The following is a 17,322-nucleotide window of genomic DNA, read 5'->3' as shown; positions in this document are numbered from 1 at the left end:
CATAACGGTGAAGCCGTTTAAGCTTATCTCACCTATACCGAGTAATTTCGCGTTCAAATACAGAAGGGAGCACCATAAATATGTTCGGTGGATTTACGAAAGACCTGGGGATTGACCTCGGAACGGCCAACACGCTCGTTTATGTCAAGGGAAAGGGGATTGTGGTTCGCGAGCCTTCCGTTGTCGCGATCCGCACGGATACGAAGACCATCGAGGCGGTCGGCAACGACGCCAAAATGATGATCGGCCGTACGCCGGGCAACATCCGTGCCATCCGCCCCATGAAAGACGGCGTCATTGCCGATTTCGAAACGACTTCGACGATGATCAAGTACTTCCTCCGCCAGGCGCAGAAGCAGCGCTATCTGTTCCAGCGTCATCCGAGCGTCATGGTGTGCGTCCCTTCCGGCATCACGGCGGTAGAGAAGCGGGCGGTGGAAGATGCGACCCGCCAGGCGGGCGCACGCGACGCTTATACGATTGAGGAGCCGTTCGCGGCCGCTATCGGAGCCGACCTTCCCGTATGGGAGCCTACCGGCTCCATGGTCGTGGATATCGGCGGCGGTACGACGGAAGTCGCCGTCATCTCCCTCGGCGGCATCGTGACGAGCCGTTCGATCCGTGTGGCGGGCGACGAGATGGACGATGCGATCATCCAGTACATCAAGCGCACGTACAACCTCATGATCGGTGAGCGGACGGCGGAGGCGATCAAGATGGAGATCGGATCGGCGCTCCAGATGGACGCGCCTACCCGCTTCGAGATCCGCGGACGCGACCTCGTCTCCGGCCTGCCGAAGACGATGGCGATCACCTCGGAGGAGATCACGGAAGCGCTCGCCGATACGGTGTTCAGCATCGTGGAAGCCGTGAAGGTAACCTTGGAGAAGTGCCCGCCCGAGCTTGCGGCGGACATCATGGACCGCGGGATTGTATTGACCGGCGGCGGCGGGCTGCTTCGCAACCTCGACAAGCTGCTCTCCCGCGAGACCGGCATGCCGGTGCTTGTGGCGGAGAACCCGCTGGACTGCGTAGCGATCGGTACGGGCCGCGCGCTCGAGAACATCCATTTGTTCAAGACGCGTTCGGGTCCGACCTCCAGAGCCAGACGCTGAAGAATTGTCCCTTAGAAGCCGGGTGGAGCGGGTGTAACCGACTTCGTCCGGCTTCCACCTTAAGGTGCTGGCAACATGGCATGACAGGCAGGCAGGGCCCATTCGGAAGGGAAGGTTGGAAGGTGCGGAAGAAGTGAAATTACTCGGGAATAAGAGGCTGCTCATTTTGATGCTGGGGCTGATCCTCTTCATTGCGCTGATGGGATTGACGTTCGGAAACCGCGGTTACCAGACATGGCCGGAGAGGTTCGTGAAGGACACGGTTTCCTGGGTTCAGGGAATGATCTACAAGCCAGTCGGATACATAGCCGGATTGTTCGAGGACATCCGGGAATTTCGTACAGTATACGAGGAGAACAAAGTGCTGCGTCAGACCGTAACGAAATATGCGCGGGATGCGACGCTGCTCAACGCTCTTCTCGAGAAGAACAAAGATTTGGAGGAGGCACTTGGTTTCACCGAGCGGCAGAAGCAGATGAACAAAACGAACTTCCGGATTGCGGAGGTTGTCGACTATAAGCAGGCTCAGAAAATGGTAACGATCAATCTGGGCGAGAAAGACGGCATCCGGGCCAATATGGCGGTCGTTTCCGTCACCAACGGACTGGTCGGTCGGGTCGTGTCCACGGCGAACTTCTATTCGGATGTACAGCTCATCACGGGAATAGACGATAAGGCTTCCGTCGATGCGGATGCGGGCGCAGGGATATATTCCAAAGCGATCGCGCTGACGGTGAAAGGCAAGGAAGAGAAGTCGTTCGGCGTACTCGAGACCGTCGATGCCGACACCGGCCTGCTGCTCATGACCAAGATCGAACCGGGAGACGACATTCAGCCCGGCGACACGGTCATCACTTCCGGCAAGGGCCTGGTCTTCCCGTACGGCATCGAGGTTGGCAAGGTGGTGGAGAAGCGGCAGGGGGATTTCGGTATCACCTACGTGGCGACCATCCAGCCGTTCGCATCCTTTACGCACCTTCGCGAGGTATTCGTCGTTGATGTGCCGGAGGCGAAGTAGCCGCCATGAGATACCCCAAATTATGGATGATTCTCTTCCTTCTCTTTTTGCTCGAAAGCACTCTGATGCCTTGGCTCATACCGGAAGCCTGGCAGAGCCACATTCAGATTATTCCGCACTTTGTACTGGTTATCGTCATTTATATCGGTCTCTACATGAACCGCCATACGGCTCTGGCTTTCGGGCTGGTGTTCGGCATCCTGCATGATTTTATCCACTATTCGCCTATGCTCGGTCCCGTGGCTTTCGGCATGGGACTGGCGGGTTATGTAGCCGGGCTGATGCAGGGGAGGATCTATTCTTCGATCCTCATCAGCATGCTGGTCATCGGGATCGGGAACCTGTTCTACGATGGGGTGCTCTTCGCCCTGTACCGTCTGTTCCGGGTGACCCATGTGGACTTTCAATGGATGTTCTTTCACCAGATGCTGCCGAGCATGCTGATCAATCTGTTGTTTGCCTTGGCCATCTACGTTCCGGCGCGCCGCTTGTTCGAGAGTCTGCCGGTATTCCCGAAGCCGGAGACGCAATAATTTTCCTTCGGGGCAGCAGGAGAACGGGCAGGCGAAGCCGAAATGTATAGGCTTAAGGGAATAGAACGGCATGTCATGCGTCCCCGCGGAATTCCGGAGCGGGCGGAGGCGGCGGTGCAGCGCAGAAGGCTGGCATCGGCGCCTTGCTCTGCGGCGGGGAGGCCGGCGGGCTCCCGGGCCGGAAGTTTAAGTCTGTCCAGGAAGCGGCCCGCCCTTTGCCCATTACCTTGGAAGCTGTGGCGATGATACGTTTTTCTGGTAGAGCAGCCGCCGGATGGGAGTCCGCATCCGGTTCTCTGCCAGCCGGGACGAGCGTCCGCTTTCCTTGGGCGGCACAGCCGTTTATCTTAAGCAGTAAGGTAGGAGCGTTTATGGCGGCAGCAAAACATCATGTGACGATCAAAGGCGTGAAAGAAGGGCTGGTCTTCCTCCTCGACGATACCTGCGAATTCTCGGAGGTGCTCGCCGAGCTGAAGCACAAGCTGGAGAAAACCCATCAGCAGATTCTGACCGGGCCCATCATTCACGTGCATGTGAAGCTGGGGAGCCGGAAGGTGACCGATGAGCAGAAGGACCAGGTCCGGGACATTATCTCCCGCAAAGGGAACCTGCTGATTCAGTCCGTCGAGACCCTGGACCCTACGGTGCAGAAGGCGGAACCGGACCCGGCAGAGGTACGGATGGTTCGCGGCATGGTCCGGTCGGGACAGACGATAACCCATGAGGGGAACGTCATGTTTATGGGTGACGTGAACCCGGGGGGGACGATTGTCTCTACCGGGAGCATATATATTATGGGTTCGCTTCGCGGGCTTGCGCATGCCGGGGTGGACGGGGACGAGCGGGCGATCATCGCCGCATCCCATATGAGGCCTACCCAGCTGCGGATTGCCGGGGTTATCTCCCGGCCGCCCGATGAATGGGAGCTTGGGGAGTCCTTCGATAACTATATGGAATTTGCCTTCGTCAAGGAAGGGAAGATGGAGATAGACAAAATCCACCATCTGCACAAATTCGGGTTGAACCAGTATTCTTGACATTTTAGGGAATTTGAAGAATTTTAACCATCCAGTGTACGTTTCCGTCATCTTTCATTTTATATAAACGTGGGCCCGTCTCTAAGAGACCGTGCAGCCGTTTATCTCAAGGGAGTAGGAGTGAAACCTATGGGAGAAGCAATCGTCATCACTTCGGGGAAGGGCGGTGTCGGCAAGACGACAACGTCTGCCAACATCGGGACGGCTTTGGCCCTGCAGGGCAAGAAAGTGGTTATGGTGGACACCGATATCGGTCTTCGCAACCTCGATGTGGTCATGGGGTTGGAGAACCGGATCATCTATGATCTCATCGATGTGGCGGAAGGGCGGTGCCGGCTGCCGCAGGCACTCGTGAAGGACAAGCGGTTCGACGAACTGTACATGCTGCCGGCAGCGCAGACCAAAGACAAGAGTGCGATCACGCCGGAAGCGGTGCGGCAGATCATCCTCGAGCTCAAGCGCGATTTTGACTATGTGATTATCGACTGTCCCGCAGGGATCGAGCAGGGCTTCAAGAACGCCGTGGCCGGCGCGGATAAGGCCATCGTCGTCACGACCCCCGAGAATGCGGCCGTGCGCGATGCGGACCGGATTATCGGACTGCTCGAGAAGGAGCCTGGCGTCGAGTCGCCGAAGCTCGTCATCAACCGGATTCGTCCGAATATGGTGAAGAAGGGCGAGATGCTCGACATCGACGAGATTTGTTCGGTGCTCGCCATCGATCTGTTGGGAATCGTGCCGGATGACGAGTATGTGATCAAGGCGGCCAACATCGGCGAGCCGACCGTCATGAACCCGAGTTCCCGGGCGGCGATCGCTTACCGTAATATCGCCCGCCGGATGCTGGGGGATACCGTGCCGCTCATGCCACTCGAAGAGAAGGCCGGTATGTTCGGTAAGATGAAAAAGTTTCTGGGAATGGGCGGTTGAAGGTAAGTGCTGCATAAACTGAAGAAAATCGATGTGCCCATCGTTGTCCTACTGCTCTGTTTCATGGCCATCAGCACCGCTTTGGTTTACAGCGCCACCCTGACCGGCAATGCGGAGCTCACGTTCGACCCGAAGAAGCTTACCTTAATCTATGTCGTCTCTCTGCTCGGTTTCTGTGCGGCGATGATCGTGGACTACCGTGTGCTCACCAAAGTTTCGTATTATTTGTACGGCGTGGGCATTGTGCTGCTCGTTGCGGTTTACTTTCTCGGGGTGAATCTGAACGGGGCCCGCGGCTGGTTCCGTCTCGGCTTCGGGCTTGACTTCCAGCCCGTGGAACTGGTGAAGATCGTCCTGATCGTAACGCTCGCTTCCTTCATGGCCAAACGGCGGGGGGAAACGCTGCAGCTGGTACAGGACGTGATTCCGGTAGGACTGCTTGCTGCACTTCCGATCGGACTCGTCATCATCCAGCCGGACATCGGGAATGCGATTATCCTGTGCGTCATCCTGCTAGGCATGTTCTGGATCGGCAATGTGCGGCTCTCTTACGTGCTCATCGGCACGACGGTATTCGCCGGTTCTGCTGCGGTATTCCTTTACTTGTTCCAGCATTATTACGACCCGCTGAAGGCTTATTTGGAAGCCAAAGACATTACCACGCACTGGATGCCCCGGATTCTGACGCTGATCGATCCGGCGGAAGCTTCCTCCAATGCAAGATACCATGTAGAGAATGCAATCCGGGCTATCGGCTCCGGATCGCTGACGGGCGAGAAGTACCTTCACGGGTCATCGGTGCACAGCAACTTCATTCCGGTGGTCTATACCGACTCCATCTTCGTGGTCGTGGGGGAAGAGTTCGGATTCGTAGGTTCTTCGGCCCTGCTCCTGATGTATTTCGTGCTCATCTACCGGATGATTCTGATTTCGCTGCACTGCAAGAACTACTCCGGGTCCTACATTGTGATCGGGATCGTCTCGATGCTGGTGTTTCAGATCTTTCAGAACATCGGGATGATGATCGGGATCATGCCGCTGACGGGGATTACCCTGCCTTTTATCAGTTACGGGGGAACTTCCCTGCTCATTAATATGATTGCGATGGGCCTGGTCATGAGCATCAAGGTTCATGACGATATGCTGCTCGATGAAGACTAGAACGAGGGACACCCGCAGGGGTGTCCTTTTTTTTGCCGATAAGAATCTTCGTTCCCTGCGGTCCGGCTGGGGATCCATCACGCTCGAAACGTATTTCAGGGGCGATGTCCCCTGAGATCCCGCCTCTCCCGCCTATCGGCGCTGCCCCAGCCGTCTACCTCCGTATATTTGGACGTACAAGCTCATAGGATGGTAGGGAGAAGCGATGGCGGCAGGAGGAGAGGGGTTCATGGACAAGAGAACCAATATTCGGGAGCGCCGGTCGGAGAAGCTCCGCCGGCTGCAGCAGGGAACGGGCCGCCGTGCGGAATGGGGGCCGGAGGGAGGGCATTGGGATTTCCCCGAACTCCGGGAACCGGCTCCAGGGAGAGAGACGCGGACGGGGCGGGAAGAAGCCCCGGTCCCGCCATGGATACGGGACGACCGGGATCCGGAGCTGCGCCCCGATCCCGAGGTCGAATGGAACCGCAAATGGCAGCAGGAGTGGTCGCGTTACGGCGCAGAGCCACCTTATGAGGGCCGCGGGGGAGGGGGGCGGCAGGATGGGGCAGGCAGCCGGTTTGCGCTCAAGCTGCTGCTGAGCGGACTGCTGTTCGCCGCGGTGTGGGGCATGTACCGCTGGGATCATCCTTGGGCCGAGAAGGGCAAGGGATTCGTCACAACCCAGTTGAATCAGTCGATGGATGTGAATGCCATCGCGGCATGGTACGAGGAGAGCTTCGGAAGCATTCCTTCGTTTCTTCCGGCAATGAATCCAGCCAAGCACCAGGAAGCGGAGAAGGTGGACTCGGTGCCGAAGCACTACTTTGTTCCGCTGCAGCAGGGCAAATTGATCGCTCCCTTCACTCCCGTCCAGGGAGGCGTGCTGGTCTCGGCTCCCGCAGGGGCTCCGGTAGCGGCCCTCGATACGGGGCGGGTGGAGTTTGCCGGCACGAAGGAGGACAGCGGGTTCACGGTCATCCTGCGGCATGCGGACGGTGTCCAGTCGATCTATGGCCATCTGAAGCCCGGCACAGTCCGGGCCAGCGACTGGATTAAGGGCGGGGAGACGATCGGGACGGTGGCGGATCCGCCGGAAGCAGCCGGAGACGGCACGCTGTTCTTCGCCGTGGTGTCCAAAGATGGCAAGGCGCTCAATCCCGCGGATGTGATCGCGTTTGAATAAAGGACGGAGGCTCCGTTGGAACGAGTGGTTCGGCATCCGGCTGCGCTTTCACCCTTTGTTCTCCATCATGCTGCTGCTGTCGGCGGTGACGGGGTATCTGCTCGAGATGGCCACGCTGTTCGGCATCGTCTTCATTCATGAACTCGGCCATATAGCGGCCGCCCGCGGCTTCGGCTGGCGGGTGAGGGAAGTGCAGCTGCTTCCCTTCGGAGGCGTGGCGGTGGTGGAGGAGACAGGCGGGGCTCCGGCACGGGAGGAGCTCGCGGTAGCGCTGGCAGGCCCCCTGCAGAACCTCTGGATGATGGCGCTCGCGTACGGCTTGATCTCCCTAAGCCTGCTTCCGCCGGAGTGGGGGCATTACTTTATCCGTGCGAATCTGCTCATTGCGCTCTTCAATCTGCTCCCCGTACTGCCGCTGGACGGCGGCAAAGTCATGCAGGTGCTGCTCGGGCTGTGGCTGCCCTACCAGCGGACCCTCCAAGCGGCCGCTTCCGTATCCCTGATCCTGAGCGGACTGCTCGTGACCGCCTCCGTGGTTCACCTCTTCAGCGAGCGGGGAGGCCTTCAGCTCAACTGGCTGCTCATCGGCATCTTCCTGTTCTACTCGAATTGGTATGAACTCAAGGGACTGCCTTACCGGTTCCTGCGATTTCTCGTACACCGGGGGACCAGTTTCGACCGCAAACAGGCCGGCGGCGTGCTTGCGGGGCCGTTGGTGGTGCCGGGCACCAGACGCATCTCTGACGTTGTGGCTCTGTTCATGCGGGACCGGTATCATTTGGTGTACGTGATGGACGGGCAGGGCGGGATCCTTCATGTGGTGCCGGAGCAGAAGGTGCTGGAATGCTATTTTGACGAAGCGCGCCGGGCCCGTACCGTGGCGGAGGTTTTCGCCTAAGGGCGGGGGGATATGGTACAATAGGGCAGAGGTGCTGCCCGATATGAAACGAATTCTTGTGAAGAGTGATGAAGAGCATACCGAGGTTGCCGTCCTGGAGAACGGCAAGCTTGTGGAATATTATAAAGGCGGACGGAACCAAGGCCAGCTCGCCGGCAACATCTATATCGGCCGGGTCGTGCGCGTGCTGCAGGGCATGCAGTCGGCCTTCGTCGATGTGGGTCTCGAACGCAACGCGTTCCTCTACATTGACGATCTGCTCCCGGCACATCTGGACAAGCAGCCCAAGGAGAAGCCTTCGATCCATGAGCTGGTGCGGCAGGGGCAGGAGATTATGGTGCAGGTCGTCAAAGAACCGGTAGGCACCAAGGGGGCCCGGGTAACGACCCATTATGCGCTTCCGGGACGGTTCGGCGTCTATATGCCGAAAGCCGATTATGTGGGCGTGTCGCGGAAGATCGAGAGCTCTTCCGACCGGGACCGGCTCAAACGCATGGCCGAGAAGCATCTGCAGGAGGGCGAGGGGTTCATCGTCCGTACGGCGGCCCTCGGAGAAGGCGAGGAGGCGCTGGCGGCCGATCTGGATGATCTGCGCAGCCGGTGGAGCAGGCTGGCGGAGGCCGGGGCCGGGAAGGGGCCGGTCCCCCGCCAAATCTACAGCGATCTGCAGATGCTGCCTCGGCTGATGCGGGATCTATTCAAGAGCGACGTGGAGGAGCTCGTGGTGAATTCGGAGGAGCTGCAGCACGTGATCCGCGGGCTGGTGGCTTCTCCGGGCGCCCAAGGGCTCGCGGAGCGGATCCGGCTGCGGCAGGATCTCGATCCGATGGCCGATTACGGGGCGTCGCGGCAGCTGGAGATGAGCCTCAGACGCAAAGTGTGGCTCGATAACGGCGCCTATCTCATCATTGACCCTGCGGAGGCGCTGACCGTGATCGACGTAAATACCGGGCGGTATACCGGATCCGTGGATTTGGAGCGGACGGTATTCGATACGAACCTGGAGGCGGCCCGGGATATTGCCAGGCTGCTGCGGCTGCGTGATATCGGAGGCCTGATCATTATCGATTTTATCGATATGGAGTCCGAAGAGAACCGGGCACGGGTACTGGCCGAGCTGGAGCGGGAAGTGCGCAAAGACAGGACCAAGACGGTGGTGGCCGGCTGGACACGGCTCGGACTGGTGGAGATGACCCGCAAAAAGGTGCGGGACAGCATGGAAGCGACGGCTCCGCTCTGCTGCCAGGCCTGCGGAGGCCGCGGGGTTCTCCATGCTTCTTCAAAATAAGGTTGCTTTTAGGCAATTGTCTGTGGTAATATATTTTAGTGCGTTGCTATAGCATGCTGTAACCGCTCGAAGCGGGTCTGAAGTGCTGGGTCTTTCGGGGCCAAGCCACCTGGCTTAGGCGAGTCTGAGACATGGGGAGGTGCAACAATATGTACGCAATTATTGAAACTGGTGGCAAGCAATACAAAGTGCAAGAGGGCGATGTAGTTTACATCGAGAAGCTGACTGCAGGTGAAGGCGAAGCGGTTGTGTTTGACCGTGTTCTGGCTGTATCCAAGGAAAGCGGCCTCGTGGTAGGGGCTCCGGTTATTTCCGGCGCATCCGTATCCGGCAAAGTGGAGAAGCAAGGCAAAGGCGAGAAAATCATCGTTTTCAAATATAAAGCGAAGAAGAACTACCGCCGCAAGCAAGGTCATCGTCAACCATACACGAAAGTCGTGATCGAGAAGATCCAAGGTTAATTCGATGATTCGCATAGCGATTCAGAGAAATGCTGATGGTCGGATTACGAGTTACCGGGTAGAGGGGCACGCGTTCTACGACGACCCGGGCAAGGATATTGTCTGTGCCGGAGTGTCCGCTGTGACCGTCGGAACGGTGAACGCCGTCGAAGCGCTGACGGGATTGGAACTGGAAGCGGTCATGGAACATGGGCTGCTGCATGTGAAGGTGCCTTCCCTGGAGCCGGCGGATCGTGATGAGAAAGTTCAGCTCCTGCTGGAAGGTATGGCAGTGATGCTGGAGTCGATTCAACAATCATACGGTGCATATATAGCAATCACCACATCCGACAAGTAAGGAGGTAGACAGACATGTTACAATTAAATCTTCAGTTGTTCGCATCCAAGAAGGGTGTAGGTTCCACGAAGAACGGTCGTGATTCCCATTCGAAGCGCCTTGGCGCGAAGCGTGCGGACGGCCAAACGGTAACGGCAGGATCCATTCTCGTGCGTCAGCGCGGGACGAAGATTCACCCGGGCAACAACGTGGGCATCGGTTCCGATGACACGCTCTTCGCGAAAGTCGAAGGCGTAGTGAGATTCGAACGTCTTGGCCGCGACCGCAAGAAAGTAAGTGTCTACCCTGTGGCAGCTGCTCCGGTGGCTGCAGCGGTGGAAGTGTAAGACTCATCCATCCATGGATATGAACCCCGGCGATTGAAGTTCGCCGGGGTTTCTTCGTATCAAGGGGGCCGTAAGATACGGGCTGGACCGTGAATTGGGAAGATTCTCGTGCTATACTGTTATGCATATCACTTGTACCGGAACGGAGAGGTCAAGGTATGTCGAACGCAAAGGGACAGGAAAGTGTCCGTTACAGGCAAAGGGAAGATTCGGAGCTGACACAGCTGGAAGATGAGCGGATGGCCGCGGATCTCGCGGACCCGGATGGCCGGCTGCTCCGGTTGTTCAATCATTACCGTCATGATTGGATGAATGATATTCAAATTCTCATGGCGTATGTCCAGTTAAAAAAATATGATAAACTTCCTCCATTAATGGAAAAAATAAAAGAGAAGGTCCGTCAGGAAGGCTATGTCTCAAAGCTGGGCATACCGTCGCTGATCGTATACCTGCTCTCTTTTCAGTCGGAAGTAAAGGAACTGGAGCTGGAGATCTCCATGAACGAGGAAATCCGTCTGCCGGAGCTTCGGGAGCCGGTGGCTGCCGCGGCCGCGCTGGTTCGCTCTCTGGAAGGGTTCAAAGAAGAAGCGCGGGATTTCACGGACGGTCAGGGGCTTCTCGATCTCCAGTTCAACCGGCGGGAGGGAGACTCGTTCTTGACGGTTACGCTTCAGTACGAAGGACCCTATAGGATCGAACGCCTGAAGCACAGGGAGTCGGCGCTGAATAATGAATTAAGCCATGGCGGCACGATAGTCGTGGGCACGTATGGGGAAGGCAAGGCTGTATGGACGTCCGAGTGGCGTTATGCGTAAGTGACCGATAAGAGGGTGAAGGACAATGTTTGTAGATAAAGCGAAGATTTACGTTAAGGGCGGCGACGGCGGCGATGGACTCGTGGCCTTCCGCCGGGAGAAGTATGTTCCTGAAGGCGGACCGGCCGGAGGAGACGGAGGAGACGGGGGAGATGTCATCTTCCGCGTGGATGAGGGGCTTCGGACGCTGGTCGATTTTCGCTACCAGAAGCACTTCAAGGCTGACCGCGGGGAGAAGGGGCGCAATAAGAGCCAGCACGGCGCCAACGCGGACGATATGATCGTACGGGTACCGCCGGGAACCGTAGTGGTGGATGACGATACGCAGGAGATCATTGCGGATCTGACGAAGCACGGCCAAGAAGTAGTGGTGGCCAAGGGCGGCCGGGGCGGCCGGGGCAACACCCGGTTCGCCACGACGAACAATACGGCGCCGGAGATTGCCGAGAACGGGGAGGAAGGCGTGGAGCGCTGGCTGGTGCTCGAATTGAAAGTGCTGGCCGATGTTGGCCTCGTCGGATTCCCGAGCGTTGGCAAATCCACACTGCTGTCTGTGGTCTCCGGGGCGAGGCCGAAGATCGGCGCTTACCACTTCACGACCTTGACGCCGAACCTCGGTGTGGTGGATGTAGGGGACGGACGCAGCTTCGTGATGGCGGATCTGCCCGGCTTGATTGAAGGGGCGCACGAAGGCGTGGGGCTCGGTCACGAATTCCTCCGCCACGTGGAGCGGACCCGGGTCATTCTCCATGTCGTCGATATGGCAGGTACCGAAGGACGCGACCCGTTCGACGACTGGGTCAAGATTAACGATGAGCTCAAGCTCTATAATGCCAAGCTGGAAGAACGGCCGCAGATCATTGCAGCGAACAAAATGGATCTTCCGGAGGCCGAGGAGAATTTGGCTGAATTCCGCCGCCAGCTGTCAGAAGCTGGTAAGGAGCATACGGTGCTGGGCATCTCCGCAGTAGCCAAGAGCGGGGTTCAGGAGCTGCTCTATAAGGTGATGGGCCTTCTGGAGACGATTCCGGACATGCCTGTCGTGGAAGAGCTGCCGGAGATCACCGAGCGCAAGGTATACCGTCTCGAAGCAGATGAGGACCAGGACTTCACGATCCGCCGGGATAACGAGGCTTTCGTGGTCGATTCGCCTAGCATCGAGAAACTCATCAAGCGGACGAATTTCAGCACTCATGAGTCGGTTATGCGTTTTGCCCGCATCCTGCGGAAGAGGGGCATTGACAAAGCTCTGAGAGACCGGGGAGCCAAAGACGGACAAACCATACGGATTGGGGACTTCGAGTTCGAGTTCGTGGAGCACGAATAGGGTAACAGAATCCAATGAAGATAAGGCACCAACTTTTACATGTAATTTACATGTGAGGTTGGTGCTTTTATTTTCGTGAAAGTGCTTAATTAACGAACGATATTATGATAATTATAATTAATTGTTCGCTTTTATTGGTATAATAGCGACCGAATAAGAAATATGTGTCAGGTTCTATACCAAAAGGTGAACTTTTTTTATGAAAAGGGATTGAACTTTCCGATTTTCGCCTGTATATTATAAACATGTAATTAATCCTAACACGAACTGGACAGAAAAGCAGAGAAAGAGTTAAAATTATGGGAGGTTAGTGGAGTGGATGTAAAAAACTTTCGTAAGGCAGGTCATTTCCCGAGTTTACTGTCAGCATTTCTCTACTTTGATGTCAGTTTTATGATTTGGGTTTTGTGCGGTGCGCTTTCCTTGTACATCACGAAGGATTTTAACCTGACGGATGCCCAGAAGGCCACGATGGTGGCGATCCCGACACTGGGAGGATCGATCTTCCGGATTCCCATGGGGATTCTGGCGGACCGGATCGGCTCCCGTAAGGCGGGCATGATCGGGATGGGGCTCACGGTCATCCCTCTGCTCTGGGGCTGGCTCGGCGGTACGTCCCTCAGCCAGGTGCAGGCCCTGGGTTTCCTGCTCGGAATCGCCGGAGCAAGCTTCGCCGTCTCCTTGTCGCTCGCAAGCCGCTGGTATCCCCCGCAGTACCAAGGGCTGGCCATGGGGATCGCCGGCGCGGGCAACAGCGGAACGGCACTGGCCACCTTCTTCGGTCCGCAGCTGGCTGCGAAGTTCGGCTGGCATAACGTCTTCGGCATGACGATCATTCCGCTGCTCTTGGTCTTCGTCGCCTACTGCCTCATGGCCAAGGATGCTCCGAATCAGCCCGCACCGAAAAAGATTCGCGACTATCTTGCCGTGATGAAGAATATCGACACCTGGTGGTTCAGTATCTTCTATGCGATTACGTTCGGCGGGTTCGTCGGATTCTCCAGTTACTTCAGCATCTTCTTCTACGATGTCTATGGCGACCAGGCGATGGATGGGGGTCTGACCCGAATCCAGATCGGGTATCTCGTGACGATTACGGTCATCGCGGGCAGTTTCTTCCGGCCGATCGGCGGTTATATCGCGGACCGGATCGGAGGCATGAAGTTCATGATGGTGCTCTACACGGTGATCTGCTTGTGTGCCTTCGCGGTATCGACGATGCCTTCCAATTTCATGGTGATGCTGGCCATGACTAGCGTGATGATGGCCTGTCTCGGGATGGGCAACGGCTCCATCTTCCAGCTCGTACCGCAGCGCTTCTCCAAAGAAATCGGCGTGGTGACGGGGATTGTCGGAGCGGCTGGGGGGCTCGGCGGGTTCCTGTTGCCGAACAATATCCTCGGACCGCTCAAACAAGCGACCGGTTCCCATGTCACAGGTTTTCTCGTTGTTGCTTCGCTCGTCCTGGTGGTTACGCTGGTGTTCTATGCGGTGACCCGCGGCTGGCGCAAGGAATGGGCTACAGCGGATTCGGGCGTCAATTTCTAAAAATATAACTACCTTGGAAACAGTAAGGGTGAGTGAGTCCTATGAGTGATTTTTTAAAACATTTTCAAAAACAGCAGGCCTCCCTCGCTCCACGAGAGACGACCACTAAAACCGAATGCCCCTATTGCAGCGTGCAGTGTACGATGAACCTCCATGAGGAGAAAACGCTGCGGGTCAGCCGTTATTCCGTAACGCCGAACAAGGAAGACCCGGTGACGGATGGCAGGCTGTGCGTCAAGGGTCTCAATGCCCACTCGCATGCTGTGGACGACCGCAGGCTCCGTTATCCGATGCTGCGCCTCGGCGGCTCGCTTAGCCCGATTACCTGGGAGGATGCGCTGGGGCGGATCCGCCACGAAATCCAGGAGATTCAGAGAAAGCACGGCAAAGATGCGGTGGGAGTCTACGGCGGCGGTTCGCTGACGAATGAGGAGTCCTATCTGCTCGGCAAGTTCGCCCGGGTGGCGCTCGGAACGAAGCACATCGATTATAACGGGCGCTTCTGCATGTCGGCTGCGGCCGGAGCATCGAATCTGACCTTCGGGATCGACCGCGGGCTGACCAATCCGCTCTCGGAAGTTCCCTTAGCCAAGTGCATTATTCTGGCGGGGACGAATATCGCCGAATGCCAGCCGACGATTATGCAGACGTTCCGCAAGGCGAGGCAGGAAGGCTGCAAGATCATCGTCATCGATCCGAGAGAAACGGCCACGTGCTCCATCGCCGACCTTCATCTGAGGGTGAAGCCCGGCTACGATGCCGCGCTGGTGAACGGCATGCTCAAGGTACTGCTCGAGGAGGGCTATGTGGACCGGACTTTCGTGGAGGAGCGCACGAACGGCTTCGCCGAGCTGGAGCAGCACCTGAAGGGCGTATCCCTTGCCGAGTCGGCGGCGCTCTGCGGAATTGCTCCCCAGCTGATCGCCGAGGCGGCGAGAATGTACGGCAGCGCCGAGACCGGCATGATCTTCACGGCCCGGGGGGTCGAGCAGCATGCCAGCGGCGTGGCGAATGTGCGCAACTTCTTGAACATGGTGCTCCTGACGGGCAAGATCGGCAAACCGGGCTGCGGCTACGGTGCGGTGACAGGGCAGGCGAACGGCCAGGGAGGGCGAGAGCACGGACAGAAGGCCGACCAGCTGCCCGGGTACCGGCTGATCGAGAACGAGGAGCACCGGGCGTATATCGCGCAGGTATGGGGCGTCCCGGAGGATTCGCTGCCACGCAAGGGTGTGTCCGCTTATGAGATGATGGAGAGCATCCACCGTGGGGAGATCAAGGGGCTGATCATTCTGGGATCGAATCCTATCGTATCCAATCCGAACGCGGAGCTTGTGGAACAGGCACTGAAGAAACTGGATTTTCTGCTGGTGATCGACCTGTTCGAATCCGAGACGGCCAAACTGGCCCACATGGTGCTGCCGGGCTCCTCGTATCTGGAAGACGAGGGGACGATGACGCAGCTCGAAGGACGCGTGCTGGTGCGGCGGGCGATCCGTCCGCTTCCCGGCAAGGCGAGGCTCGACTGGAAGATCCTGTGCGATATTGCCGAGGTGCTCGGCAAAGGAAGCTACTTCCGTTACGGGAGCGCCGAAGCGATCTTCCAGGAGCTGCGCCTGGCTTCCAAGGGCGGCAAGGCGGATTATTACGGCATGACGTATGCCGAGATCGAGCGGTCGGAGGGGATGTTCTGGCCCTGTCCGGAGGAAGGGCATCCGGGCACGCCCCGGATGTTCGAGGACGGATTCGCGCATGAGGATGGCAGGGCGAGGCTGACGCCGGTCGAACACCAGAACCCGAAGGAAGTGGCGACGCGCAAATACCCGTACCTGCTGACGACAGGCCGGGTGCTGCAGCACTATTTGTCCGGGGTGCAGACGCGCCATACCTCGGAGCTCAACTCGAAATATCCGGAGCCGCTGCTGGAAATTCATCCGGATACCGCCGTGGAGATCGGGCTGGTGAACGGAGGCCGTGCCAAGGTGAGCTCGAAGCGCGGAACGATCCGTCTTAAGGTCAAGTATTCCGCGAAGATCCGGCAGGATACGGTCTTCGTGCCCTTCCACTGGGGCGGCGACCAGTGCATCAACCGGTTGACGAACCCGGCGATGGATCCCGTCTGCCGCATGCCGGAATTCAAGGTGTGCGCCGTCCAGATTACGCCGAATTAAGCCGGCGGCCAGCCGCCCGGGGTCTCTTTTTTTAAGCGCGTACCCACGCGCTCTTTTTCCATTTGGCGGCGTCCGCTGGCGGTTCATGCTTCTTCTTATTACATTTCTCCCGGAGGTGATCCTCATGAAGCAGTGGATCAAAATTGTCGGTACCGGCAGGCTCGGTTCCCGGCATCTGACCTACGACGAAGCGGTGGCTGCGGCCCACGCCATTGCCAGAGGCGAATCGACGGACGCCCAGACCGCCGCCTTCCTGATGGCGATGCGGATGAAAGGCGAAGCGGAAGACGAGATGATGGGCTTTATCGATGTGTTCCGCAAATACTCGCTGCCGTACCGCTCGTTCTCCCATTCGCTGAACTGTGCGGGGCCCTATGACGGGCGGCTCTACTTCCCGGTGACCATCCCGGTCAGTCTGCTGCTTGCCTCCGTCGGATTCCCGCAGGTGCTGCACGGCAGCGAATCCCTGCCGCCGAAGCTCGGCCAGTCGCTGAAGGAGCTACTGGAGGGACTCGGCGTGCAGGTGGAGGTGGAAGCCAAGGAATGGGAGAAGAATTTCCTCACGCTCGGGATCGGCTTCATCTGGACGGATCTCATCTGCCCGCCGTTCGGGCGGGTCCGCCATATCCGGCAGCAGGTAGGCCTGCGTACCTTCCTCAATACGGTGGAGAAGGTGATCAACCCGGTCCATTCGCTCAATATGATGATCGGGGTCAACCATAAGACCGCGATGGACCATCTCATTCATCTGCTGCCCAAATCGGGATTCGAGACCGCATATATCGTCCAGGGCATCGAAGGGTCCGAAGACCTGCCGATCTACAAGCACAGCGCGATCCGCAAAGTGACCCCGTGGGGAGACGAGTCGAGCACCATCGATCCGGGTACTTTCGGGTTCAGCGGCGAGCCTCTGGAGAAATGCACGAAGGAACGGCAGCTTGAGCTGCTCCGCCGCATTATCGCGGGCGACGAGGCGCCGGAAATCCGCAACGAGCGCGATCATGTGATCTTCAACGCGGGGCTGCGGCTGTATTGGTTCGACAAAGTCGCCTCGTACGAAGAGGGCTTCGGGCTGGCCCGGTCGCTGCTTCAGCGCAAGGAGGCGCAGAAGCTCCTCAGCAAGTGGCAGGAGCTCAGCGCCCGCAGCGGCTTCCCGCCGCGTCTGCAGGCGAACGGATAAAAGGGGCTTGGC

Annotated in this window: 17 protein-coding genes and 1 other annotated feature; all 17 genes read left to right on the top strand. The window is 58.0% G+C overall.

All coding sequences use genetic code 11. The features are described 5' to 3' along the window. Positions 1–80: 80 nt before the first annotated feature. The 17 genes from O9H32_RS06340 to O9H32_RS06260 all read left to right on the top strand — a co-directional run bounded on the left by O9H32_RS06340 (position 81) and on the right by O9H32_RS06260 (position 17,310). Positions 81–1,115, top strand: coding sequence for a rod shape-determining protein (locus tag O9H32_RS06340; protein ID WP_269865047.1), 1,035 nt, complete (start codon positions 81–83; stop codon positions 1,113–1,115). Between the two features lie 133 nt (positions 1,116–1,248). Then, positions 1,249–2,133, top strand: a complete 885-nt coding sequence (gene mreC, locus O9H32_RS06335; protein WP_269865046.1) for a rod shape-determining protein MreC — start codon at positions 1,249–1,251, stop codon at positions 2,131–2,133. A gap of 5 nt (positions 2,134–2,138) precedes the next feature. Next, entirely contained in the window at positions 2,139–2,666 is a 528-nt protein-coding gene (gene mreD, locus O9H32_RS06330) for a rod shape-determining protein MreD (protein ID WP_269865045.1), read from the top strand. 371 nt (positions 2,667–3,037) lie between these two features. Further along, positions 3,038–3,703, top strand: a complete 666-nt coding sequence (gene minC / locus O9H32_RS06325; protein ID WP_269865044.1) for a septum site-determining protein MinC — start codon at positions 3,038–3,040, stop codon at positions 3,701–3,703. A 129-nt stretch (positions 3,704–3,832) separates the two neighbouring features. After that, entirely contained in the window at positions 3,833–4,633 is an 801-nt protein-coding gene (gene minD / locus O9H32_RS06320; protein ID WP_269865043.1) for a septum site-determining protein MinD, read from the top strand. Between the two features lie 6 nt (positions 4,634–4,639). Then, positions 4,640–5,794, top strand: a complete 1,155-nt coding sequence (locus tag O9H32_RS06315; RefSeq protein WP_269865042.1) for an FtsW/RodA/SpoVE family cell cycle protein — start codon at positions 4,640–4,642, stop codon at positions 5,792–5,794. 229 nt (positions 5,795–6,023) lie between these two features. Then, on the top strand, positions 6,024–6,959 hold the full coding sequence (locus tag O9H32_RS06310) for a M23 family metallopeptidase (protein ID WP_269865041.1): 936 nt from the start codon (positions 6,024–6,026) through the stop codon (positions 6,957–6,959). Beyond that, positions 6,952–7,857 (top strand): M50 family metallopeptidase, encoded by a 906-nt coding sequence (locus O9H32_RS06305; RefSeq protein ID WP_269865040.1) that lies wholly within the window; start codon positions 6,952–6,954, stop codon positions 7,855–7,857. The genes O9H32_RS06310 and O9H32_RS06305 overlap by 8 nt, the downstream gene beginning before the upstream one ends. Positions 7,858–7,900: 43 nt before the next feature. Then, entirely contained in the window at positions 7,901–9,145 is a 1,245-nt protein-coding gene (locus O9H32_RS06300; RefSeq protein WP_269865039.1) for an Rne/Rng family ribonuclease, read from the top strand. Positions 9,146–9,195: 50 nt separating this feature from the next. Further along, positions 9,196–9,281, top strand: a sequence feature (ribosomal protein L21 leader region). Positions 9,282–9,294: 13 nt separating this feature from the next. Next, on the top strand, positions 9,295–9,606 hold the full coding sequence (rplU, locus tag O9H32_RS06295; RefSeq protein ID WP_269865038.1) for a 50S ribosomal protein L21: 312 nt from the start codon (positions 9,295–9,297) through the stop codon (positions 9,604–9,606). A gap of 4 nt (positions 9,607–9,610) precedes the next feature. Beyond that, positions 9,611–9,943 carry a ribosomal-processing cysteine protease Prp gene (locus O9H32_RS06290; RefSeq protein WP_269865037.1) on the top strand — a complete coding sequence of 111 codons (333 nt, stop codon included), beginning with the start codon at positions 9,611–9,613 and terminating at the stop codon, positions 9,941–9,943. A 14-nt stretch (positions 9,944–9,957) separates the two neighbouring features. After that, entirely contained in the window at positions 9,958–10,269 is a 312-nt protein-coding gene (gene rpmA / locus O9H32_RS06285; RefSeq protein WP_269865036.1) for a 50S ribosomal protein L27, read from the top strand. A 158-nt stretch (positions 10,270–10,427) separates the two neighbouring features. After that, complete coding sequence (locus O9H32_RS06280; RefSeq protein ID WP_269865035.1) at positions 10,428–11,084, top strand: Spo0B domain-containing protein; 657 nt, start codon at positions 10,428–10,430, stop codon at positions 11,082–11,084. Positions 11,085–11,109: 25 nt separating this feature from the next. Then, positions 11,110–12,411 (top strand): GTPase ObgE, encoded by a 1,302-nt coding sequence (gene obgE / locus O9H32_RS06275; RefSeq protein WP_269865034.1) that lies wholly within the window; start codon positions 11,110–11,112, stop codon positions 12,409–12,411. A 315-nt stretch (positions 12,412–12,726) separates the two neighbouring features. Then, positions 12,727–13,959: an MFS transporter gene (locus tag O9H32_RS06270; protein WP_269865031.1), complete on the top strand. Its 1,233-nt coding sequence runs from the start codon at positions 12,727–12,729 to the stop codon at positions 13,957–13,959. 41 nt (positions 13,960–14,000) lie between these two features. Further along, entirely contained in the window at positions 14,001–16,130 is a 2,130-nt protein-coding gene (gene nasC / locus O9H32_RS06265; protein WP_269865029.1) for an assimilatory nitrate reductase catalytic subunit NasC, read from the top strand. A gap of 124 nt (positions 16,131–16,254) precedes the next feature. Further along, the gene (locus O9H32_RS06260) at positions 16,255–17,310 is read left to right on the top strand and encodes an anthranilate phosphoribosyltransferase (RefSeq protein WP_269865027.1); all 1,056 of its coding nucleotides are present in this window, start codon (positions 16,255–16,257) and stop codon (positions 17,308–17,310) included. Positions 17,311–17,322: the final 12 nt, after the last annotated feature.

Origin of the sequence: Paenibacillus caseinilyticus, assembly GCF_027533645.1 — a bacterium.
GTDB classification, from domain to species: Bacteria; Bacillota; Bacilli; order Paenibacillales; family NBRC-103111; genus Paenibacillus_G; species Paenibacillus_G caseinilyticus.
The sequence above is the reverse complement of the archived record's forward strand: the minus strand, read 5'-3'. Positions and strand labels throughout refer to the sequence as shown.